We start from the raw sequence: 18,184 nt of genomic DNA, 5'->3' as shown, positions 1-18,184 counted from the left end.
GGCGACCGCCGCCCTGGAGCTTTACCGCTTATTTCAGGGTGGCGAGGATCTCTTCCACGGCGCGGGCCGGATCGGCGGCGCGGGCGATGGGCCGGCCGATCACCAGGTAGTCGGAGCCGGCGTCCAGGGCCTCGCGCGGGGTGAGGATGCGGCGCTGGTCATCCAGGGCGCTGCCGGCCGGCCGGATGCCGGGGGTGACCAGTTGCAGCGCCGGTTGCGCGGCCTTGAGCGCGGAGGCCTCCTGGGCCGAGCAGACCAGGCCGTCCAGCCCGGCGCGAGCGGCCAGACCGGCCAGGCGCAGTACCTGCTCCTGGGGATCCACGTCCAGGCCGATGTCCGCCAGGTCCTCGCGCTCCATGCTGGTCAGCACGGTGACACCGATCAGCAGCGGCTTGGGACCCTGGAAGGCCTCCAGGGTCTCGCGACAGGCGCTCATCATGCGCAGGCCGCCCGAGCAGTGGACATTGACCATCCAGACGCCCATCTCCGCCGCGGCCTTGACCGCCATGGCGGTGGTGTTGGGGATGTCGTGGAATTTCAGGTCGAGGAAGACTTCGAAGCCGCGCGTGCGCAGAGCCTCCACCACCCCGGCGGCGCTGGCGGTGAACAGCTCCTTGCCGACCTTGACCCGGCAGGTGGCGGGGTCGAGGCGGTCGGCCAGCGCCAGAGCGGCGGACGACGAAGGGAAATCCAGGGCGACGATGATGGGAGACTGGCAGGCGGACATGGGAGCTCTCGGCAAAACGGCAAAGGCCGGCATTTTCGCAGAAAAGCGCCGCGCCGGCACTTGGCCGTTCTCGTCCGTCAGCTCGGCCTGAGCAGGCGTTCGCGCAGCCAGTTGCCAGCCGGACCCAGCGGCCGTCGCCGTGACCAGACCACGTCCACCGCCACCCGTTGCGGCCAGCCCGGTACGGCCAGCTCCACCAGCCGCCCCTGGCCAAAGGTCGTCACCAGCCACAGCGGCAGTTCGGCCCAGCCGAAGCCCTGCACCGCCATGTCCAGCAGCAGCAGGTAGTCGGGCGCCGACCAGCAGCGGCCGCGGGTGTCCGGCAGGCGGCTGACCTGGGGAGAGGCTTCGGTCACGGTGCTCAGGCGCAGCAGCCGATAGGGCGCCAGGTCGGCCGGTGTGACCCGCTCCAGCGCTGCCAGCGGATGATCGACGGCGACATAGAGACCGAAGGTGACCAGACCATCCAGGGTGGCCGCCTCGATGTCCGCCGGATAGGGCGGCTGACCGGCCAGCAGGCCCAGATCCGCGCGTCCCTGCACCAGGCTGAGAACATCGGCGTCCTCGGCGATCAGGCATTCGAATTCGAGATCCGGATAGCGCTGGTCCAGCTCCGTCAGCAGCGCCTCGTAACGGGTGGGCTGATAGGTATCGGAGATCACCAGGGTCAGGCGCGGCTCCACCCCGGCCGCCAGCTGGGTGGCGCGATTGGCCAGGCGGTCGTGGGCCGAGAGCACGGCGCGGGCCTGGTCGAGCAGTTGCTCGCCGGCCGCCGTCAGCAGCGGGTAGCGGCCCTGGCGATCGAACAGCGACACCCCCAGGTCGTCCTCCAGCCGGGCGATGCTCTCGCTGATACTGGACTGCCGCTTGCCCAGCACCCGTGCCGCGGCGCTGAAGGAGCCGGCCGCGGCCGCCTCGACGAAGGCCTCGAGGGCTTCGGCATTGGGATACATATCGGCTTACCCTATGGAATCCACTTTGATCACCCCAGCTTAACCGATGAGACTGAAGCCCTGTCCATCGTGGAGTCACCTCATGTCCGGCCCCCTCACCCAGCGTCCCGCCAGTGCCCGCATCCTGCATGCCCTGCTGTTCGAGGGGATCGCCGTGCTGCTCGCCACTCCGACCCTGGCCTGGCTGCTGGATCGCTCCCTGGGGCACATGGGCCTGCTCACCGCCGCTTTTTCGGCCATCGCCATGCTCTGGAATCTGGTGTTCAACCTGGGTTTCGATCGGCTGCAACAGCGCCTGGGCTTCACCCGTGGCCTGGGTGTCCGCCTGCTGCACGCCCTCGGCTTCGAAGGCGGACTGATCCTGGTGCTGGTGCCGCTGGCCGCCTGGTGGCTGTCCATCAGCCTGTGGCAGGCGCTGCTGCTGGACCTGGGACTGATCCTGTTCTTCCTGCCCTACACCCTGGCCTTCAACTGGCTCTACGACCTGGGTTACGCCGCCTGGCTCAGGCGCACGAATGCGACCTGCCGGGCGCACTGATAGCCTTGTCCGTGGTCGAAGCGATATAGCCACTCAAGGAGAAGACAGATGCCCTGGTATGCCTGGTTGATCCTGCTGGTTGCCATCGGCTCGGTGGTCGGCAGCCTGCTCATGCTCAAGGACACGGCGCGCAAGGTGCCCTTGACCGACGAACAGAAAACCAAGATCCGGCAGCGCAATGCCGAGATGGATGCCAAGGAGGCCCAGGACCGCTGATCGCGCGCCCCGGGCGTCCAGGCAGAGCCCTGTCACCCTCTGGGTGGCAGGGCTCTGTAGCATCAGGACTCCAGCGGTGCCTTGGTATTGACGTACTCCGGCACCTCCGCCAGTGGCAGGCTGCGCACCTGCTCACGGGTCGGTCCCTCACGCTTGGGTAGCGGTTCCAGGGATTGCGGCTGACCGCTTTCCAGGGCGCGCTCGATGGCCGCCAGCACACGCACGTCGCGCCAGCCCTCCTCCCCGTCCATTTCCGGCTGCCGATCCTGCAGGATGCAATCGGAGAAATAGGCCGTCTCGCCGCCGAAGTGATCCACCACCGGCGCCTTGAATTCCTCGGTCTCTCCGTCCACGGTCAGGCGATAGCCGATGGCGACGCCTTCACCGAAGCCAAAGCACGGCGAGGCTTCGATCTCGCCCTTGCGGCCGATCAGCTGGAAACGCTCGGTATTAGGGCCGCTGAAACTGACGGTAAAGCTCGCCAGCCGTTCTTCAGGAAAGCGCAGGGTCACGGTCACGGCATCCCAGGTCGTGACGTCACGCCCAGGCGTCTGGACCCCCACGGCACTGACTTCGATGGGCTCGTCAGCGAAGAGCGCCCGCACGGCATTGAGCGGATAGGGCCCCATGTCGGTGACGGGACCGGCCCAGAAGCCGCTCTGGGCGCGGTGGTTGGCCGTGTCGACCGGCTGGGTGAAGGTCGAGGTGAACAGGCGCGGATCGCCGATCTCGCCATTGCGTACCCGCTCGATCATCTCCACCGTGCCCGGCTCGCAGTGCAGTCGATAGGCGATCATCAACTTGGCGCCGGAGCGCGCGGCCGCGGCGTTGATCGCCTGGCATTCTTCCTCGCTGATGGCCATGGGCTTTTCTAGCAGGACATGGATGCCAGCCTCCAGCGCCGGCACCGCGAATTCCAGATGGCGGAAGTTCGGCGTGGCCAGGTAGATGGCATCGATCTCGCCCGACGTGAGCAAGCTGGGAAATTCTTCGTAGCTGTAGCTCTTGAGGCCGTACTTGGCGGCCAGATCCCGCGCCTTGACGGGATCGCCGGTGACCAGGGCGGTCATCTCGGAATTGCTGGTCTGGCCGACCCCGGGCATGAAGGCGCCCTGGGAAATCCAGCCACCTGCTACCACTGCATAACGAATCTTGCCTGTTGCGCTGGGCATGGAACGCTCCCGAATCCAGGCAGACGACGTGTCCGCCACCTGAACTGTCGGCAAGCGTTGCGGCCAGGAAGTTCCGGACAGCCGTTCGACGACGGCACGGCGCCCGCGTCAGGCTAGCGGCGAAAGCGCAACTCGACTTCCGCGCCTTCGAAATCTTCGCTGCGATCCCGGCTGATCACCCGCCCGCCCAATTCGAAACGCCCGGGATCGTCCGCCTTGCGAAACAGCTGCGGCAGCAGACCCGCCTCGGCGACGCTGCTGTCGGCCTTGCCTGCGCCCAGGTGACGCGTGCTCACCGCCTGGGGCGTGGCCGCCTCTCCGGGTACGCTGAGATCGAGGGGATGGGCTGCAGCCGGTGCCGGCTTGGGCACGGCGGGCTTCTTGACCTGGCTGTTCTTCGCCAGGTCCTGCTTTTTCGGGGGCGGGGCCGGCAACACGAAGGCCTTGCCGGGCAGTGGATCCAGGCGGAAGGCGCGCAGATCGGCGGCGCTGCCCTGGGGCTCGGCGGCCACCGGCGGCTTCGGTGCCTCTGGCACTGGCGCTGGTGCGGGAGGCGTCTTGGCCGTGGCGGGCGGTGACTCGTTATCGCAGCCCGCCAACAGCAGGGTCACGGCCAGCGCCGTCGTTGCCAGGTATCCACGCATGGGCTCACCACACTCAGGGCATCGCGCCCGGAGTGGAGCACCAGGTGCGACAGGGTCAGTCTCTACAACCGACTCCGCCGCCCCACGGCGGGTTCCAGGCCTGCCGCTAGGCGGCCAGGGTTTCCTGGCAGAGCTGACGGGCGAGCAGGCCCAGGGTCATCAGCGCCCGCTGGGCATCGCGTCCCCAGGGCAGACCGCAATTGAGGCGGATGCAGTGATTGAACTGGTCGGTGTTGCTGAAGATCATGCCGGGCGCGATGCTCACCCCCTGATCCAGGGCACGCTGGTGCAGCAACCGGGTATCCACCCGCACCGGCAAACTGACCCAGAGGATGAAGCCGCCATTGGGCCGGCTCATCTGGGTACCCTCGGGGAAATGCTCCTGGATCGCCAGCTGGAAGGCGGTCATGTTGCGCCGGTATTCCTGGCGGATGGCGCGCAGGTGGCGGTCGTAACCGCCGTTCTCCAGATAGGCCGAGACGCCCATCTGGGTCACGCTGCAGGCGGAATGGGTGGTGAAGGTCTGCAGGCGGCAGATGTCTTCCTGGTAGGGCCCGGCCACCACCCAGCCGATGCGGACGCCCGGCGAGATGGTCTTGGAAAAGCTCGAGCAGTAGATCACCCGCCCCTGCTTGTCGAGGGCCTTGAGCGCCTTGGAACCACTGTCGTAGGTCAGCTCGCCATAGATGTCGTCCTCGACGATGGCGATGTTGCGCTCGGCGGCCAGCCTGAGCAGCTGCTTCTGCCGCGCCTCCGGCATGCTGCCGCCCAGGGGATTGCTCAGGCGGGCGGCCACTACCAGGGCCTTGACCGGCCACTGGCTCGCGGCCAGCTGCAGTGCTTCCACGCTGAGCCCGGTATCCGGATCGCAGGGGATCTCGATCACCTTGAGGCCCAGCACCTCGGCCAGTTGCAGCAGCCCGTAGTAGGACGGCGATTCGGTGGCGATCAGGTCGCCCGGCTTGGTCAGCACCCGCAGCGACATCTGCAGCGCATCCACGCAGCCATGGGTGATCACCACCTCTTCCGGCCCCACCACCACCCCCGCATCGCGCAGGCGAATGGCGACCTGGCGGCGCAGGGGCTCGTAGCCCGGACTGTGCAGGTAGGAAAAGGCCGCGCGGGCCTGGAAACGGGTGACCTTGGACAGCTGCTGGTGCAGGGCCCGCAGCGGCAGATAGTCGGGCTGGGGTACCGCCATGCCCAGGGGGACCACGCCTTCCCGCCGTGATTCCGCCAGCACCTGGTTGATGATGCCGGCACGGGTCACCAGACTGGGCCGCTCCACCGTGGCGATGTCCGGCGTCGGCGCGGTCAGCGCCGGGGTCTGGTGCACATAGAAGCCCGACTGCGGCCGGGCGCGGATCAGCCCCTGGTCTTCCAGGGTGGCATAGGCCTGCAGGACGCTGGCATGACTGACGCCCAGCTGCTGACTCAGCTTGCGCACCGAAGGCACCCGTTCGCCGGGCTTGTAGACCCCCGTGCGGATGTCGTTCGCCAGTTGCTGGGCGATGCGCTGATAGAGCAACAGATTGGTCATGGCGTCTTCCTGGACGAAAGCGGAACAGTAGCAGGCTACCCTGAAGGTATACCGGTACAGCTAGGCCTGACCTTAACCCTTCCCTTCCCGGGGCGGCAATGTCCAAAAACGACAAGGAACCGGCGCACCCCGCCTTGACGCCAGGGGCTCTGCCAGAGGGCTTGCCGCGCCCATGAAAAAGCCCGCCAAGGGGCGGGCTCTTGCACGGGGGTGGGCCTCAGATGGCCTTTTCCAGCTCGGGGATCAATTCGAACAGGTCACCCACCAGGCCGTAGTCGGCCACCTGGAAGATCGGCGCCTCCTCGTCCTTGTTGATGGCGACGATCACCTTGGAGTCCTTCATGCCCGCCAGGTGCTGGATGGCACCGGAGATGCCCACGGCGATGTACAGCTGCGGCGCGACGATCTTGCCGGTCTGGCCGACCTGCATGTCGTTGGGCACGAAGCCGGCGTCGACCGCGGCGCGCGAGGCACCCACGGCGGCGCCCAGCTTGTCCGCCAGGGCGTAGAGGATCTTGAAGTTGTCACCGTTCTGCAGACCGCGACCACCGGAGACCACCACCTTGGCGGCGCCCAGCTCCGGACGGTCGGACTTGGCCAGCTCTTCGCCGACGAAGCTGGAGATGCCGGCGTCCTTTACCAGGCTCACGGCTTCGATGGCGGCGGAACCGCCCTCGGCGGCGACCGGATCGAAACCGGTGGCGCGCACGGTGATCACCTTGATCGGCGCCGTGGAGCGCACGGTGGCGATGGCGTTGCCGGCATAGATCGGCCGCTTGAAGGTGTCGGCGGATTCGACGGCGATGATCTCGGAGATCTGGTCGACGTCGAGCAGTGCGGCGACGCGCGGCAGGAAGTTCTTGCCATTGGTGCTGGCAGCGGCCAAGACGTGGCTGTAGTTGGCGGCCAGCTCGACCACCAGCGGCGCGACGTTTTCCGGCAGCTGGTGAGCGTAGGCGGCGTTGTCGGCCAGGAGTACCTTGCTGACACCGGCGACCTTGGCGGCGGCGTCGGCGACCGGCTGGGCATTCTGGCCGGCGACCAGCACATGGATATCGCCACCGATGGCCTGGGCCGCGGCAACGGTGTTCAGGGTAGCGCCGAAGAGGTTGGCGTTGTCGTGGTCGGCAATGACGAGAATGGCCATCAGATCACCTTCGCTTCGTTCTTGAGTTTTTCGACCAGTTCGGCCACGGACTTGACCTTGATGCCCGCCTGACGACCGGCCGGGGCTTCCACCTTGACCACCTCGTAGGAGGCCTTCACCGCCACGCCGAGGGCGTCCGGGGTCAGGGTTTCCAGCGGCTTCTTCTTGGCCTTCATGATGTTGGGCAGCGAGGCGTAGCGCGGCTCGTTGAGACGCAGGTCGGTGGTCACCACCGCCGGCAGCTTGAGCGCCACGGTCTGCAGACCGCCATCGATCTCGCGGGTCACGTTGAGGCCGTCACCGGCCTGCTCCACCTTGGAGGCGAAGGTGCCCTGGGCGAAGCCGGTCAGGGCCGCCAGCATCTGGCCGGTCTGGTTGTTGTCGCTGTCGATGGCCTGCTTGCCCAGGATCACCAGCTGGGGCTGTTCCTTGTCCACCACGGCCTTGAGCAGCTTGGCGGTGGTCAGCGACGACAGCTCGGCAGTGCCGGTGTCGATCAGCACGGCGCGATCGGCGCCCAGTGCCAGGGCGGTACGCAGTTGCTCCTGCGCCTGGGCGGGACCCGCGGTCACGACCACGATCTCGCTGGCGATACCCTTTTCCTTCAGGCGCACCGCTTCTTCCACGGCGATCTCGCAGAAGGGGTTCATGGACATCTTGACGTTGGCCAGGTCGACACCGGTCTGGTCGGCCTTGACGCGGACCTTGACGTTGTAGTCCACCACGCGTTTGACAGCTACGAGAACCTTCATGAATCCCTCGATTTATTCTGGTGAATAAACAGGACGCCAAGGCGGCCTTGCGTTGGACACGACCCCTGCCGCTCCAACCTTGTTGCAAATTCTTCTTATGTTGACCTCCACGGCAGCAGGGGTCAACGCGACAGTCCGTCAGGGGCCAGTAACTCCCGAGTCTAACAGGCTTGCAGAAAATTTAAACAAACGTTTGAATGGGTGCCAGGGAGCACGCGGGATATAATGAAGTCTTTTGTTGCACCCCTACATAAATAACCAGATCGTGAGCTTTGCCTGAGGAGAGTGAGCCGTGGAACGCGAATACATGGAATTCGACGTGGTGATCGTCGGGGCCGGCCCCGCGGGCCTGTCCGCGGCCTGTCGTCTCAAGCAGCAGGCGGCCGAGAAAGGCCAGGAGATCAGCGTCTGCGTGGTCGAGAAAGGCTCCGAGGTCGGCGCCCACATTCTCTCCGGTGCGGTCTTCGAACCGCGCGCCCTGGACGAGCTCTTTCCCAACTGGAAGGAACTGGGCGCGCCGCTGAACACCCCGGTCAAGCGCGACGACATCTACCTGCTCAAGGACGAGCGTCAGGCGACCAAGGTACCGAATTTCTTCGTGCCCAAGCCCATGCACAACGAGGGCAACTACATCATCTCCCTGGGCAACCTCTGCCGCTGGCTGGGCCAGCAGGCCGAAGCCCTGGGCGTGGAGATCTATCCGGGCTTTGCCGCCCAGGAGCCGCTGATCGATGAGCAGGGCGTGGTGCGCGGCATCATCACCGGCGACCTGGGCGTGGATCGCGAAGGCCAGCCCAAGGAGGGGGTCTACACCCCCGGCATGGAACTGCGCGGCAAGTACACCCTGTTCGCCGAGGGCTGCCGTGGCCATCTGGGCAAGCAGCTGGGCCAGAGATTCAAGCTCGGCGAAGGCGCCGATCCGCAGCACTACGGCATCGGCATCAAGGAGCTGTGGGAGATCGACCCGGCCAAGCACGAGCAGGGCCTGGTGATCCACACCTCCGGCTGGCCGCTGGACAAGGAGAACCCGGGGGGTTCCTTCCTCTATCACCTGGAAGACAATCAGGTGGTGGTCGGGCTGATCGTCGATCTGGCTTACAGCAATCCGCACCTCTCGCCCTATGACGAATTCCAGCGCTACAAGCACCACCCGGTGGTGGCCCAGTACCTGGAAGGCGGCAAGCGCGTCTCTTACGGCGCCCGCGCCCTGGTCAAGGGCGGCCTTAATTCCCTGCCGAAGATGGTCTTTCCTGGTGGCGCCCTGATCGGCTGCGACCTGGGCACCTTGAACCCGGCCAAGATCAAGGGCAGCCATACCGCCATGAAGTCCGGCATGCTCGCCGCCGACGCCATCGTCACCGCCTTGGCAGCCGGGCGCGAAGGTGACGAACTCCAGGGCTACGTCGATGGCTTCAAGGGCAGCTGGCTGCAGGAAGAACTCCATGCCAGCCGCAACTTCGGCCCGGCCATGCACAAGTTCGGTCCGCTGCTCGGCCCGGCCTTCGCCTTCGTCGAGCACAACCTGCTGGGGGGCGCCCTGCCCTTCACCCTGCACGATCGGCGCATGGACCACACCTGCCTGAAGAAGGCCGACGAGGCGCCGCGCATCAGCTATCCCAAGCCGGATGGCAAGCTGAGCTTCGACAAGCTGTCCTCGGTGTTCCTCTCCAACACCAACCACGAGGAAGACCAGCCGGTTCACCTGAAGCTCAGGGATCCCTCTATTCCCATCGCGCAGAACCTGCCGCTGTACGACGAACCCGCCCAGCGCTACTGCCCGGCCGGCGTCTACGAGGTGGTCCGCGATGGCGGCGAGCCGCGCTTCCAGATCAATGCCCAGAACTGCGTCCACTGCAAGACCTGCGACATCAAGGACCCGGCGCAGAACATCACTTGGGTGGCGCCGGAAGGCAGTGGGGGCCCCAACTACCCCAACATGTAAGCGTAAAAAAGGGCCCCGAGGGGCCCTTTCTTCATTCAGCGGGCGCTACGGGAAAGAAGCTGCCACGGCTCCAGAGACCGAGCCAGGAACGGCCCTCGTGGTCACTCTCCTCGACCCTCTCCATCAGCCGGTAGAACACCGCCCGATTGAGCCGCGCCTCCAGACCGCCACGCACCCGCACATAGGGTGCCGGCTGGTCATCCTGCTCCTCGAAGCGCAATGGATGTTCGGCATCGACGGCGACCCTGTCGCCCACGTTCGTAACCAGATCCAGGGTCTGCTCCTGGCCACTGCCACGCCATTCGACGTCCACGGCCATAAAGGGCACGTCTTCCACCTGGATGCCCACGCATTCCACCGGTGTCACCAGCACATAGCGCTCGGGATCGCGGCGCAGGATGGTGGAAAACAGCCGCACCATGGCCGGTCGGGTGATGGGGGTGCCCTGGTGATACCAGGTGCCATCCCGGGCGATGCGCATGTCGATGTCGCCGCAGAAGGGCGGATGCCAGAGCTCCACGGGCGGCAGCCGGCCCTCTTCTGCAGCTGGCAATTGCGCCAGCAGGTTGCGCGTCACATCGACCTGGCTCACGTCCCTCTCCTCTAGCGGCTGCCCAACCCCAGCAGGCGTTGAGCGTATTGGTTGAGCGCCGGTCCGAGCAGGTCTTCCGGACGCTCGTCATAGAACGTCAGGAAGCCGCCACGACTGCGGATCCGCGCCGTGTCCACCAGGCGGAAGGTGGCGACCTCCACCAGCATAATCTGCACGACGCTACGATCGCGCCCTACCCGGCCGATGTCGTCCTGGTCTTCCCACTCTTCCCACGTCCCGATGCGATCGTCCGCACCGGCGAAGCGGGTGTAGAGCACATAGTGGGCCCCAAGCTGGCGGGCCTTGGCCATGGCCTCGTCGAAGCCCTCCGGCTTGTCCGCCCGACGCACCCGGGGGAAATACTCCACGAAGCCCTTGAAGGCCTCTTCCGCCACCACGTTCGGGCGGGCATAGGGATGGCCGAGGGGCACGAAGGCGCCCTGGGCTATGTAGATGTAGGAGTCGGCCTGCAGCCGAAAGTTGTTCAGCCGCTGGGTCTTGCTGTAATCGAGCAGCCCCGCATCGCGCAGGTGGTACTCGACCCCGGACGCCATGTCGCTGACGTTCATGCAGCCACCCAGGCAGGCCAGCAACACGGAAATGAACAGAAAACGCAGTGTGACCATGGAAAGCAGACCCCTGTCCGGCGCCAAGTTGCCGTCGATACAGGGGCCTTAGCAGCTTTCGCGCCAGCTTGAGGCGCAGCGGGTAGATCAGCCGCCGATGATCTTCATGACCGTCACGCCCCCCGAGAAGGCCACGTCCTGCTTGTCGCCCAGCGCCTTGACCAGCAGCCGCTGCAACGCCGGCAGCGCCAGGTGCCGCGGCTTGTCCAGCAGATCGCCGACATAGTGGCGGTTGCTCGACGACAGGCAGCCGTGCAGCCAGCCCGTGGACGACAGCCGCAGTCGCGAGCAGGTCCGGCAGAAGGGCACGCTTTCATTGGCGATGACGCCGAAATGCCCACCCGACTCGACGCGGTAGCGCAGCGCCGTGGAGTCCACCGGCGCATCGGCCTGCACATAGGCATGGCGCGAGCCGATGATCTCCAGCAACTCGGCCAGGGAGACCAACTGGTTGTTGAACGCGACCGGATCCTTCGCCAGGTGGCCCATGCGCATCAGCTCGATGAATCTGAGTTCGAAGCCGCGCTCCAGGCAGTAGTCCAGCATCGGCAGCACCTGATCGAGATTCTGGCCGCGCAGGGGCACCATATTGAGCTTGATCTTGAGACCGGCCGCACGGGCCGCTTCGAGTCCGGCCAGCACCGTGGCCAGATCGCCCCCCCGCGCCAGACGCGGAAAGGCCTCGGCATCGAGGGTATCCAGGGAGACGTTGAGCCGGCGGATGCCGTGGTCGATGAGGAAATCCAGCTTGCGCGGCAGCAGCTGACCATTGGTGGTCAGGCTGATGTCCTTGAGACCGAGCTGGGAGACGCGGGCGAGAAAGGGTTCCAGCCGCGGCGTGACCAGGGGTTCGCCCCCGGTGATGCGCAGCCGTTCGATACCGGCGGCATCGATGAGGTATTCCACGCCCCGTGCCATGGTTTCGGCACTGAGTTCGTCCTGCGCAGCCACGAGCCGCTTGCCGTTAGGCACGCAGTACGTACAGGCATAGTTGCAGGCCGCCGTGAGGCTGATCCGCAAGTTGCGAAACGCCCTACCCTGGCGGTCAACGATCATCTTTGGGGTTACTCCAGTGGGACAAGAGAAAAGGGATGGCGCGGCATCCCTCGCCTCTATCGGACCCTAGGATCGGACAGGCGTTTCGACGTCTCGCTTGCGTCGGTTGCCCATGCGAACGCCGATCTCCATGAGGAACTGGAAGAAGCCTTCCTGATCCTCCAGCACGTCGCGCCAGAACGGCGAATGGTAAAGGGCCACGGCGCCGTGCACCAGCGCCCAGGCAGCGCAGTAGTGGAAATAGGGCGGCACGTCCTCGAGCTTGCCTTCGTCGATGCGGCCTTCGATCAGGCTGGTCAGCCGCTGGAAGTTGGAGGTGCGGATGCTGTGCAGCTGCTCGACCAGTTCGGGCACCTGCCGCGTCTTGACCACCTTCTCCTCGAGGCGATCGAACAGGCGGTAGCGCTGCGGATCGCTCATGCGGAACTCGAAATAGGCGCGGGAGAGCGCTTCGCGGTCGCGGGCGACGTTGTCCGACTGGAACAGCTCGGCCAGGTCCCGTTCGTAATCCAGCATCAGCCGCAGATAGATCTCGGCCTTGGAATTGAAGTGCTTGTAGATGGTGCCTTTGCCGATACCGACCGCCTCGGCGATCATCTCGACGGTGACGCTGTCTTCTCCTTCGGAGAGAAACAGCTGCAGGGCGGTATCGAGGATTTCCTGTTCGCGGCGACGGAACTCGCGGACTTTGCGGGATTCTTTCTGCATGGCAGCCCACTTGTTGTTTTGAAAAGGGATAGGGCCTTCGAATCGCCAGTCACCCCTCGGCATACCGGCACTTCGTCACACCTTGGGCGAGCTGCACCGAAAGCATCGGTGAACCGCGCGGGCGCGCCCCTTATTATGCCCCATCACACCCAGATTGTACGGATCGAGTCAATGTCTTCCTGGAAGCACGAATTCCCTCAGGCCTACGCCATGAGATACCTCAACCACGCGGCCGTGGCCCCGTGGCCCAAGCGCGCCGCGCAGGCCGTCACCGAATTCGCCGCCGAAAACTGCCAGTACGGTGCGCGCAACTATCCGACCTGGCTGGTCATGGAACAGCGCCTGCGCGAGCGCCTGACCCGCCTGCTCAATGCGCCGTCCAGCAGCGACATCGCCCTGGTGAAGAACACCTCCGAGGCTCTCTCCTTCGTCGCCTTCGGCCTCGACTGGCAGAGCGGCGACCAGGTGGTGATCAGCGACGAGGAGTTCCCCTCCAACCGGGTGGTCTGGGAAGCCCTGGCGCGCTTTGGCGTCGAGGTGGTGGAGGTCAGTCTGGGTGACACCCCCGAGGCCAATCTGTTGGCCGCCTGCGGTCCGCGCACCCGCCTGATGGCCATCAGCGCCGTGCAGTACGCCAGCGGCCTGCGCCTGGACCTGCCCCAGCTGGGCCAGGGCTGCGACGCCAAGGGCGTGCTGCTGTGCGTCGATGCCATCCAGCAACTGGGCGCCCTGCCCTTCGATGCCCAGGCCTGCAACTGCGCCTTCGCCATGGCCGACGGCCACAAGTGGATGCTCGGCCCGGAAGGCCTGGGGGTGTTCTATTGCCGCGCCGATTTGCGCGAGCAGCTGAAGCTGCACGAATACGGCTGGCACATGCTGGACAACGCCGGCGACTACAGCCAGCGCGAATGGCAACCGGCCAAGACGGCGATGCGCTTCGAGTGCGGCAGCCCGAACATGCTTGGCGCGGTGGCCCTGGAGGCGAGTCTGTCGCTGCTGGAAGATGCCGGCATGGAACAGGTGGGCAAAGACCTGCTGGCACGGATCGAGCTGCTCGACAGCCATATCCGCGGTCTCCCCGGTGCCGTCCTGCATTCACCGGTCGCTGCCGAGCGCCGCTCGGGCATCCTCACCTTCTCGCTCGAGGGCTGGGACAATCGGCAGCTGTTCGAGCGACTCAAGACCGCCGACGTGGTCTGCGCCCAGCGCGGTCCGGGCATACGCCTGTCGCCGCATTTCTATACCAGCGAGCACGTGCTGGAGCAGACGCTGGATCTGATCGGGGCGCTGGCACGCTTCTAAGGTAAGGGCCTGAAAGGCCCGAGATAGCCAGTGTCGGGGCAGCGCTATTCCAAAACTGTTTAAAAAACGTCCAATCCCGACTGGACCTTTCCGCGAGCTGGCCAATACTCAAGTGACTGGCCGCGTCGACCCCCGCGGCGCGGGCCAGGGAGGCGGCTCTCCGTCTGGGCGAACCGCTGGTCCGGCCCGGGTATCCCAGGATACCCGGGCCATTTTTTGCCTAGGTCCTGTACGAAAAGTCGCCGAGCGACGATCAGGCGAGGCGAAAAAGGCTGAGGAAGCGGAGTTTACAAATGGTAAATGAGCATTCCGAAGCCTTTTTCAACGAAGCATCATCGAGCGCAGGCACTTTCCGTACAGGACCTAAAGGGTGGCGCGGGGAAACAGCCGGCGAAAGTTGGCGGTGGTCTGCTCGGCGAGGGTTTCCAGGGTCACCCCGCGCACGTCGGCCAGGCACTGGGCGACCTCGACCACGAATTGCGGCAGGTTGGCCTTGCCGCGGTGGGGCACCGGCGCCAGATAGGGCGAATCGGTTTCCACCAGCAGGCGATCGGCCGGTACCTGGCGCGCGACGTCGCGCAGATCGGCGGCATTGCGAAAGGTCAGGATGCCGGAAAAGGAGATGTAGAAGCCCAGGTCCAGCGCCGCCTTGGCCGTTGCCCAGTCCTCGGTGAAGCAGTGCAGCACCCCGGCGCCCGGCAGGTCGGCGGCCCCCAGCATGGCCAGGGTATCGGCGCGCGCCTCGCGGGTGTGGATCACCAGCGGCAGCCCCGTGCGCCGAGCCGCCTCGAGGTGCAGGGCGAAGGAACGTTGCTGGATCTCGGCGGTGTCGGGCTGGTAGTGATAGTCGAGGCCGGTCTCGCCGATGGCGGCGACGCGCGGATGGGCCAGCCGCGCCAGCAGCCAGTCGAGATCGATGGCGCTGCCCTGGGCGGCATCCAGCGGATGGATGCCCACGGCGCAGTGGACGTCGGCATAGCGTTCGGCCAGGGCCTGCACCGTGGGGGCATTGCCGGCATCGACGCCGATGCAGAGGAACTGGCTGACACCCCGGGCGCGCGCGGCATCGAGCGCTGCATCCAGGGAGCCGTCATGAAGGGAAAGATCGAGTCGATCCAGGTGACAGTGGGAGTCGACGAAGTGCACGGGAAATAGCCTTGAATCAGCAGCGACGCCCCGCCCCGAGCGGGACGGCGCAGGCGTCACATGGTATGGGTGGGACGGTCCGACTTCAGCGAGCCGGCCAGATAGGTTTCGATCTTGTTGCGCGCGGTATTGTCGCCTTCGTTGAACTGCACGCCGACCCCGGCGGCTCTGTTGCCCTGGGCGCCCTTGGGCGTGATCCAGACCACCTTGCCGGCGACCGGGATCTTGTCCGGCTCGTCCATCAGGTTGAGCAGCATGAAGACCTCGTCGCCGAGCTTGTAGGTCTTGCCCGTCGGGATGAACAGGCCACCGTTGCGGATGAAGGGCATGTAGGCGGCGTAGAGCACCGACTTGTCCTTGATGGTGAGGGACAGGATGCCATTACGGGGGCCCAGGTTCTGCGGCAAACTCATGAGATTCTCTCGACACAGACAAGACGGACGCGCGGATCGCTAGCGTCCGGGCACCAGACCGGCCCAGCGGATCAACAGCGATTCCAGCAACAATACGCGGTTGAGGTTGGCTTTGCCCAGCACCTTCTGCCGCTCGGTATGCAGCCATTCCTGCAGGGCCAGCACCTCGTGCGGCGCGCTCTTCTCCGCCAGATAACCCAGCACCTTGGCCATGTCCGGCGCAGCCTCGGCATCGGCGCCACCCCACTGCTGGCGCAGGACACCATGGGTCCATTCGCAGAACCAGTCGAGCAGCAGCGGCAGGGGCACGGCATTCCAGCTCTCGGCCAGCTGACTGGGCGCCGCCTGGCGCTTGAGCAGGCGCTTGACCCCCTCCACCACCAGGGCCCGGCGGGCCAGCACGTCCTCGCCATGCAGACGCAGGGCCGCCAGCGGCGAGCCGCCGGCCAGCACCAGCAACTGGGTACGGACCTCCGCCTCGAGGTCCGGCAGACGCTCGCCCAGCCAGGCGAGACTTTCGGCCCGCGAGGGCACCGGACAGGCCTGTTGCACGCAGCGACTGCGCACGGTGGGCAGCAGGCGGCTCGGCTGGTGGCTCACCAGCAGCAGCACGGTAGCGCCCGAGGGCTCTTCCAGGCTCTTGAGCAGGGCGTTGGCGGCATTGAGGTTCATCGCCTCGACCGGCTCCAGCAGGATCAGCTTGCGCCCGCCCAGCTGGGCGGTCTGGGAGACGAAGTCCACCAGGCCGCGGATCTGATCGACGCGAATGGGCTTTTCGGCCTCTTCCGGCTGGATCACGCAGTAATCGGGATGGGTCCCCGCCCTGAGCAGGGCGCAGGCCTTGCACTGGCCGCAGGCGGCAGCGCCCTGGGGCGCCTGGCACAGCAGCAGCGCGGCAAGGCGCTCGGCCAGGTCGCGCTTGCCGATGCCGCGCGGGCCATGCAGCAGATAGGCATGGGGATGCTGTCGCCGGGGCCAGATCCGCGCCCAGAGTTCCTCCTGCCAGGGATAGACGTCAGCCACCTGGCGTCGGCTCCAGGGTGGCGACCAGGGCGCGCAGCTCCGCCTGCACCTCGGCCAGACTGCGCGAGGCATCGATCAGGCGATAGCGCGCCGGCACGGCCTGGGCACGGTCCAGGTAGGTCTGGCGCACCGCCTCGAAGAAGGCGCGCTGCTCCTGTTCGAAACGATCCAGGGCGCCGCGTCGGGCTGCCCGCGCCAGGCCGATCTCCACCGGCAGGTCGAAGACCAGGGTCAGGTCGGGTTGCAGGTCGCCCAGCACGAAGGCTTCCAGGGTGGCGATGCGTTCCACGGGCACACCGCGGCCGCCGCCCTGATAGGCATAGGTCGCATCGACGAAACGATCGCAGAGCACCAGGGCACCGCGCGCCAGGGCGGGCCGGACGACCTGGGCCAGGTGCTGGGCGCGGGCGGCGAACATCAGCAGCAATTCGGTATCCACCGCCATGGGCTCGGCGGCCGGCGCCAGCAGGATCTCGCGGATGCGCTCGGCCAGTGGCGTGCCGCCCGGCTCACGGGTCAGCACCACCTCGCGCCCACCGCTGCCGAGGAGTTCGGCGAGATAGTCGCGGTTGGTGCTCTTGCCCGCGCCCTCGGGGCCTTCGAGGGTGATGAACAGGCCGTTTGCCGTCATGGGGTTTCCTTGCTGTCGGGCGTCTGCGGGGCGGGACTGGAGCGGTAGTCGGAGCGCCGCTTGAGCTGGAAGTCGCGGACCGCCTGGTTGTGCGCCTCCAGGTCCTTGGAAAAGACATGGCTGCCGTCGCCACGGGCGACGAAATACAGGCTGTCGCCGTCCTTGGGATGCAGCGCCGCATGGATGGCCTCGCGACCGGGCATGGCAATCGGCGTCGGCGGTAGTCCCGCGTTGAGATAGGTGTTGTAGGGCGAGGGCTCGCGCAGATCGGCGCGGGTGATGCGGCCGTTGTAGCGCTCGCCCATGCCGTAGATCACCGTGGGATCGGTCTGCAGCAGCATGCCGGCCGCCAGGCGACGGACGAAGACCCCGGCGATCTCGTCGCGCTCCTCGGGCACGCCGGTCTCCTTCTCCACCAGCGAGGCCATGATCAGTGCCTGGTAGGCATCCTTGTAGGGCACCGCGGGATCGCGTGCCTGCCATTCCTGATCGAGCACGGCCTGCAGGCGCTGGTTGGCCTGGCGCAACAGATCGGATTCGCGCTGGCCCTTCACATAGCGATAGGTATCGGGAAAGAAACGCCCCTCGGGGTGCTGGCCGTCCAGGCCCAGGCGCTTCATCAGAGCGGCATCGTCCAGCTCGGCGGTGTCATGCTCGAGCTTGGGCTGCCGCGCCAGGGCGGCGCGTACCTGACGGACATTCCAGCCTTCCACCAGGGTGAGGCCGTACTGCACCACGTCGCCCTTGCGCCAGAGGCTGAACAACTGTTCCACCGTCATGCCGGGGGTCAGGCGGTATTCACCGCTGTGCAGCGTCTGCCCGGCCAGATTGAAGCGCCAGTACAGGCGCAGCCAGAAGGCGCCGTCGAGCACGCCCTGCTCTTCCAGGCGCAGCAGGCTGCCGCCCGGGGTCGCGCCCTTGGGGATCTCGATCAGTTGCTCGCCGTCGACCTTCAGCGGCTGAGTCAGCGCCTGGTGCTGGCGCCAACCGGCCAGGACCAGCAGCAGGCCGCCAGCGGCCAGCAGCGCCGTAAGCAGAGCTCTCGCCTTGCGCATC

General features: G+C 66.2%; 20 protein-coding genes. 4 read left to right on the top strand and 16 right to left on the bottom strand.

Annotation, left to right across the window (positions count from 1 at the left end; all coding sequences use genetic code 11):
• Positions 1-28 precede the first annotated feature (28 nt).
• Complete coding sequence (gene pyrF, locus DBY63_RS13705; protein ID WP_108582310.1) at positions 29-727, bottom strand: orotidine-5'-phosphate decarboxylase; 699 nt, start codon at positions 725-727, stop codon at positions 29-31.
• Positions 728-804: 77 nt separating this feature from the next.
• Entirely contained in the window at positions 805-1,680 is an 876-nt protein-coding gene (locus DBY63_RS13700) for a LysR family transcriptional regulator (RefSeq protein ID WP_027601571.1), read from the bottom strand.
• Positions 1,681-1,762: 82 nt separating this feature from the next.
• Between DBY63_RS13700 and DBY63_RS13695 the strand changes: the two genes are divergently transcribed.
• On the top strand, positions 1,763-2,218 hold the full coding sequence (locus tag DBY63_RS13695; protein WP_027599016.1) for a multidrug/biocide efflux PACE transporter: 456 nt from the start codon (positions 1,763-1,765) through the stop codon (positions 2,216-2,218).
• 48 nt (positions 2,219-2,266) lie between these two features.
• On the top strand, positions 2,267-2,434 hold the full coding sequence (locus DBY63_RS13690) for a DUF2897 family protein (protein WP_007160578.1): 168 nt from the start codon (positions 2,267-2,269) through the stop codon (positions 2,432-2,434).
• A 62-nt stretch (positions 2,435-2,496) separates the two neighbouring features.
• Here the strand turns inward: DBY63_RS13690 and DBY63_RS13685 are convergent, their stop codons facing one another.
• The 5 genes from DBY63_RS13685 to DBY63_RS13665 form a co-directional block, all read right to left on the bottom strand.
• Positions 2,497-3,606 (bottom strand): Gfo/Idh/MocA family oxidoreductase, encoded by a 1,110-nt coding sequence (locus DBY63_RS13685; protein ID WP_108582309.1) that lies wholly within the window; start codon positions 3,604-3,606, stop codon positions 2,497-2,499.
• 113 nt (positions 3,607-3,719) lie between these two features.
• Entirely contained in the window at positions 3,720-4,250 is a 531-nt protein-coding gene (locus DBY63_RS13680; protein ID WP_256594392.1) for a hypothetical protein, read from the bottom strand.
• 106 nt (positions 4,251-4,356) lie between these two features.
• Positions 4,357-5,790, bottom strand: a complete 1,434-nt coding sequence (locus DBY63_RS13675; protein WP_027601567.1) for a PLP-dependent aminotransferase family protein — start codon at positions 5,788-5,790, stop codon at positions 4,357-4,359.
• A gap of 217 nt (positions 5,791-6,007) precedes the next feature.
• Positions 6,008-6,937 (bottom strand): FAD-binding protein, encoded by a 930-nt coding sequence (locus DBY63_RS13670; protein ID WP_108582307.1) that lies wholly within the window; start codon positions 6,935-6,937, stop codon positions 6,008-6,010.
• Positions 6,937-7,689: an electron transfer flavoprotein subunit beta/FixA family protein gene (locus DBY63_RS13665; RefSeq protein ID WP_027599021.1), complete on the bottom strand. Its 753-nt coding sequence runs from the start codon at positions 7,687-7,689 to the stop codon at positions 6,937-6,939. Before DBY63_RS13665 ends, DBY63_RS13670 begins: the two co-directional genes overlap by 1 nt.
• Before the next feature lie 292 nt (positions 7,690-7,981).
• Here DBY63_RS13665 and DBY63_RS13660 point away from each other — a divergent pair, with 292 nt between their 5' ends.
• Positions 7,982-9,631, top strand: coding sequence for an electron transfer flavoprotein-ubiquinone oxidoreductase (locus tag DBY63_RS13660; protein WP_042137972.1), 1,650 nt, complete (start codon positions 7,982-7,984; stop codon positions 9,629-9,631).
• Positions 9,632-9,662: 31 nt separating this feature from the next.
• Here the strand turns inward: DBY63_RS13660 and DBY63_RS13655 are convergent, their stop codons facing one another.
• The 4 genes from DBY63_RS13655 to DBY63_RS13640 form a co-directional block, all read right to left on the bottom strand.
• The gene (locus DBY63_RS13655) at positions 9,663-10,223 is read right to left on the bottom strand and encodes a DUF1285 domain-containing protein (protein ID WP_108582306.1); all 561 of its coding nucleotides are present in this window, start codon (positions 10,221-10,223) and stop codon (positions 9,663-9,665) included.
• 11 nt (positions 10,224-10,234) lie between these two features.
• The gene (locus tag DBY63_RS13650; protein ID WP_108582305.1) at positions 10,235-10,849 is read right to left on the bottom strand and encodes a DUF4823 domain-containing protein; all 615 of its coding nucleotides are present in this window, start codon (positions 10,847-10,849) and stop codon (positions 10,235-10,237) included.
• 87 nt (positions 10,850-10,936) lie between these two features.
• Entirely contained in the window at positions 10,937-11,905 is a 969-nt protein-coding gene (locus DBY63_RS13645; protein ID WP_108582304.1) for a radical SAM protein, read from the bottom strand.
• Between the two features lie 66 nt (positions 11,906-11,971).
• Complete coding sequence (locus DBY63_RS13640) at positions 11,972-12,613, bottom strand: TetR/AcrR family transcriptional regulator (protein ID WP_007160588.1); 642 nt, start codon at positions 12,611-12,613, stop codon at positions 11,972-11,974.
• A 171-nt stretch (positions 12,614-12,784) separates the two neighbouring features.
• Here DBY63_RS13640 and DBY63_RS13635 point away from each other — a divergent pair, with 171 nt between their 5' ends.
• Positions 12,785-13,915, top strand: a complete 1,131-nt coding sequence (locus DBY63_RS13635) for an aminotransferase class V-fold PLP-dependent enzyme (RefSeq protein ID WP_108582303.1) — start codon at positions 12,785-12,787, stop codon at positions 13,913-13,915.
• A gap of 363 nt (positions 13,916-14,278) precedes the next feature.
• Here the strand turns inward: DBY63_RS13635 and DBY63_RS13625 are convergent, their stop codons facing one another.
• The 5 genes from DBY63_RS13625 to mltG are packed head-to-tail and all read right to left on the bottom strand — an operon-like array spanning position 14,279 to position 18,183.
• Positions 14,279-15,061, bottom strand: coding sequence for a TatD family hydrolase (locus DBY63_RS13625; RefSeq protein WP_108582301.1), 783 nt, complete (start codon positions 15,059-15,061; stop codon positions 14,279-14,281).
• Between the two features lie 56 nt (positions 15,062-15,117).
• Positions 15,118-15,474, bottom strand: coding sequence for a PilZ domain-containing protein (locus DBY63_RS13620; protein ID WP_017641886.1), 357 nt, complete (start codon positions 15,472-15,474; stop codon positions 15,118-15,120).
• 39 nt (positions 15,475-15,513) lie between these two features.
• Positions 15,514-16,497: a DNA polymerase III subunit delta' gene (locus DBY63_RS13615; RefSeq protein WP_027599028.1), complete on the bottom strand. Its 984-nt coding sequence runs from the start codon at positions 16,495-16,497 to the stop codon at positions 15,514-15,516.
• On the bottom strand, positions 16,490-17,128 hold the full coding sequence (tmk, locus tag DBY63_RS13610) for a dTMP kinase (RefSeq protein ID WP_027599029.1): 639 nt from the start codon (positions 17,126-17,128) through the stop codon (positions 16,490-16,492). The genes DBY63_RS13615 and tmk overlap by 8 nt, the downstream gene beginning before the upstream one ends.
• Positions 17,125-18,183 carry an endolytic transglycosylase MltG gene (gene mltG, locus DBY63_RS13605; RefSeq protein WP_108582300.1) on the bottom strand — a complete coding sequence of 353 codons (1,059 nt, stop codon included), beginning with the start codon at positions 18,181-18,183 and terminating at the stop codon, positions 17,125-17,127. Before mltG ends, tmk begins: the two co-directional genes overlap by 4 nt.
• Position 18,184: the final 1 nt, after the last annotated feature.

This window comes from Pseudomonas sp. RIT411, from assembly GCF_003057735.2.
Classification (GTDB): domain Bacteria; phylum Pseudomonadota; class Gammaproteobacteria; order Pseudomonadales; family Pseudomonadaceae; genus Chryseomonas; species Chryseomonas oryzihabitans.
The sequence above is the reverse complement of the archived record's forward strand: the minus strand, read 5'-3'. Positions and strand labels throughout refer to the sequence as shown.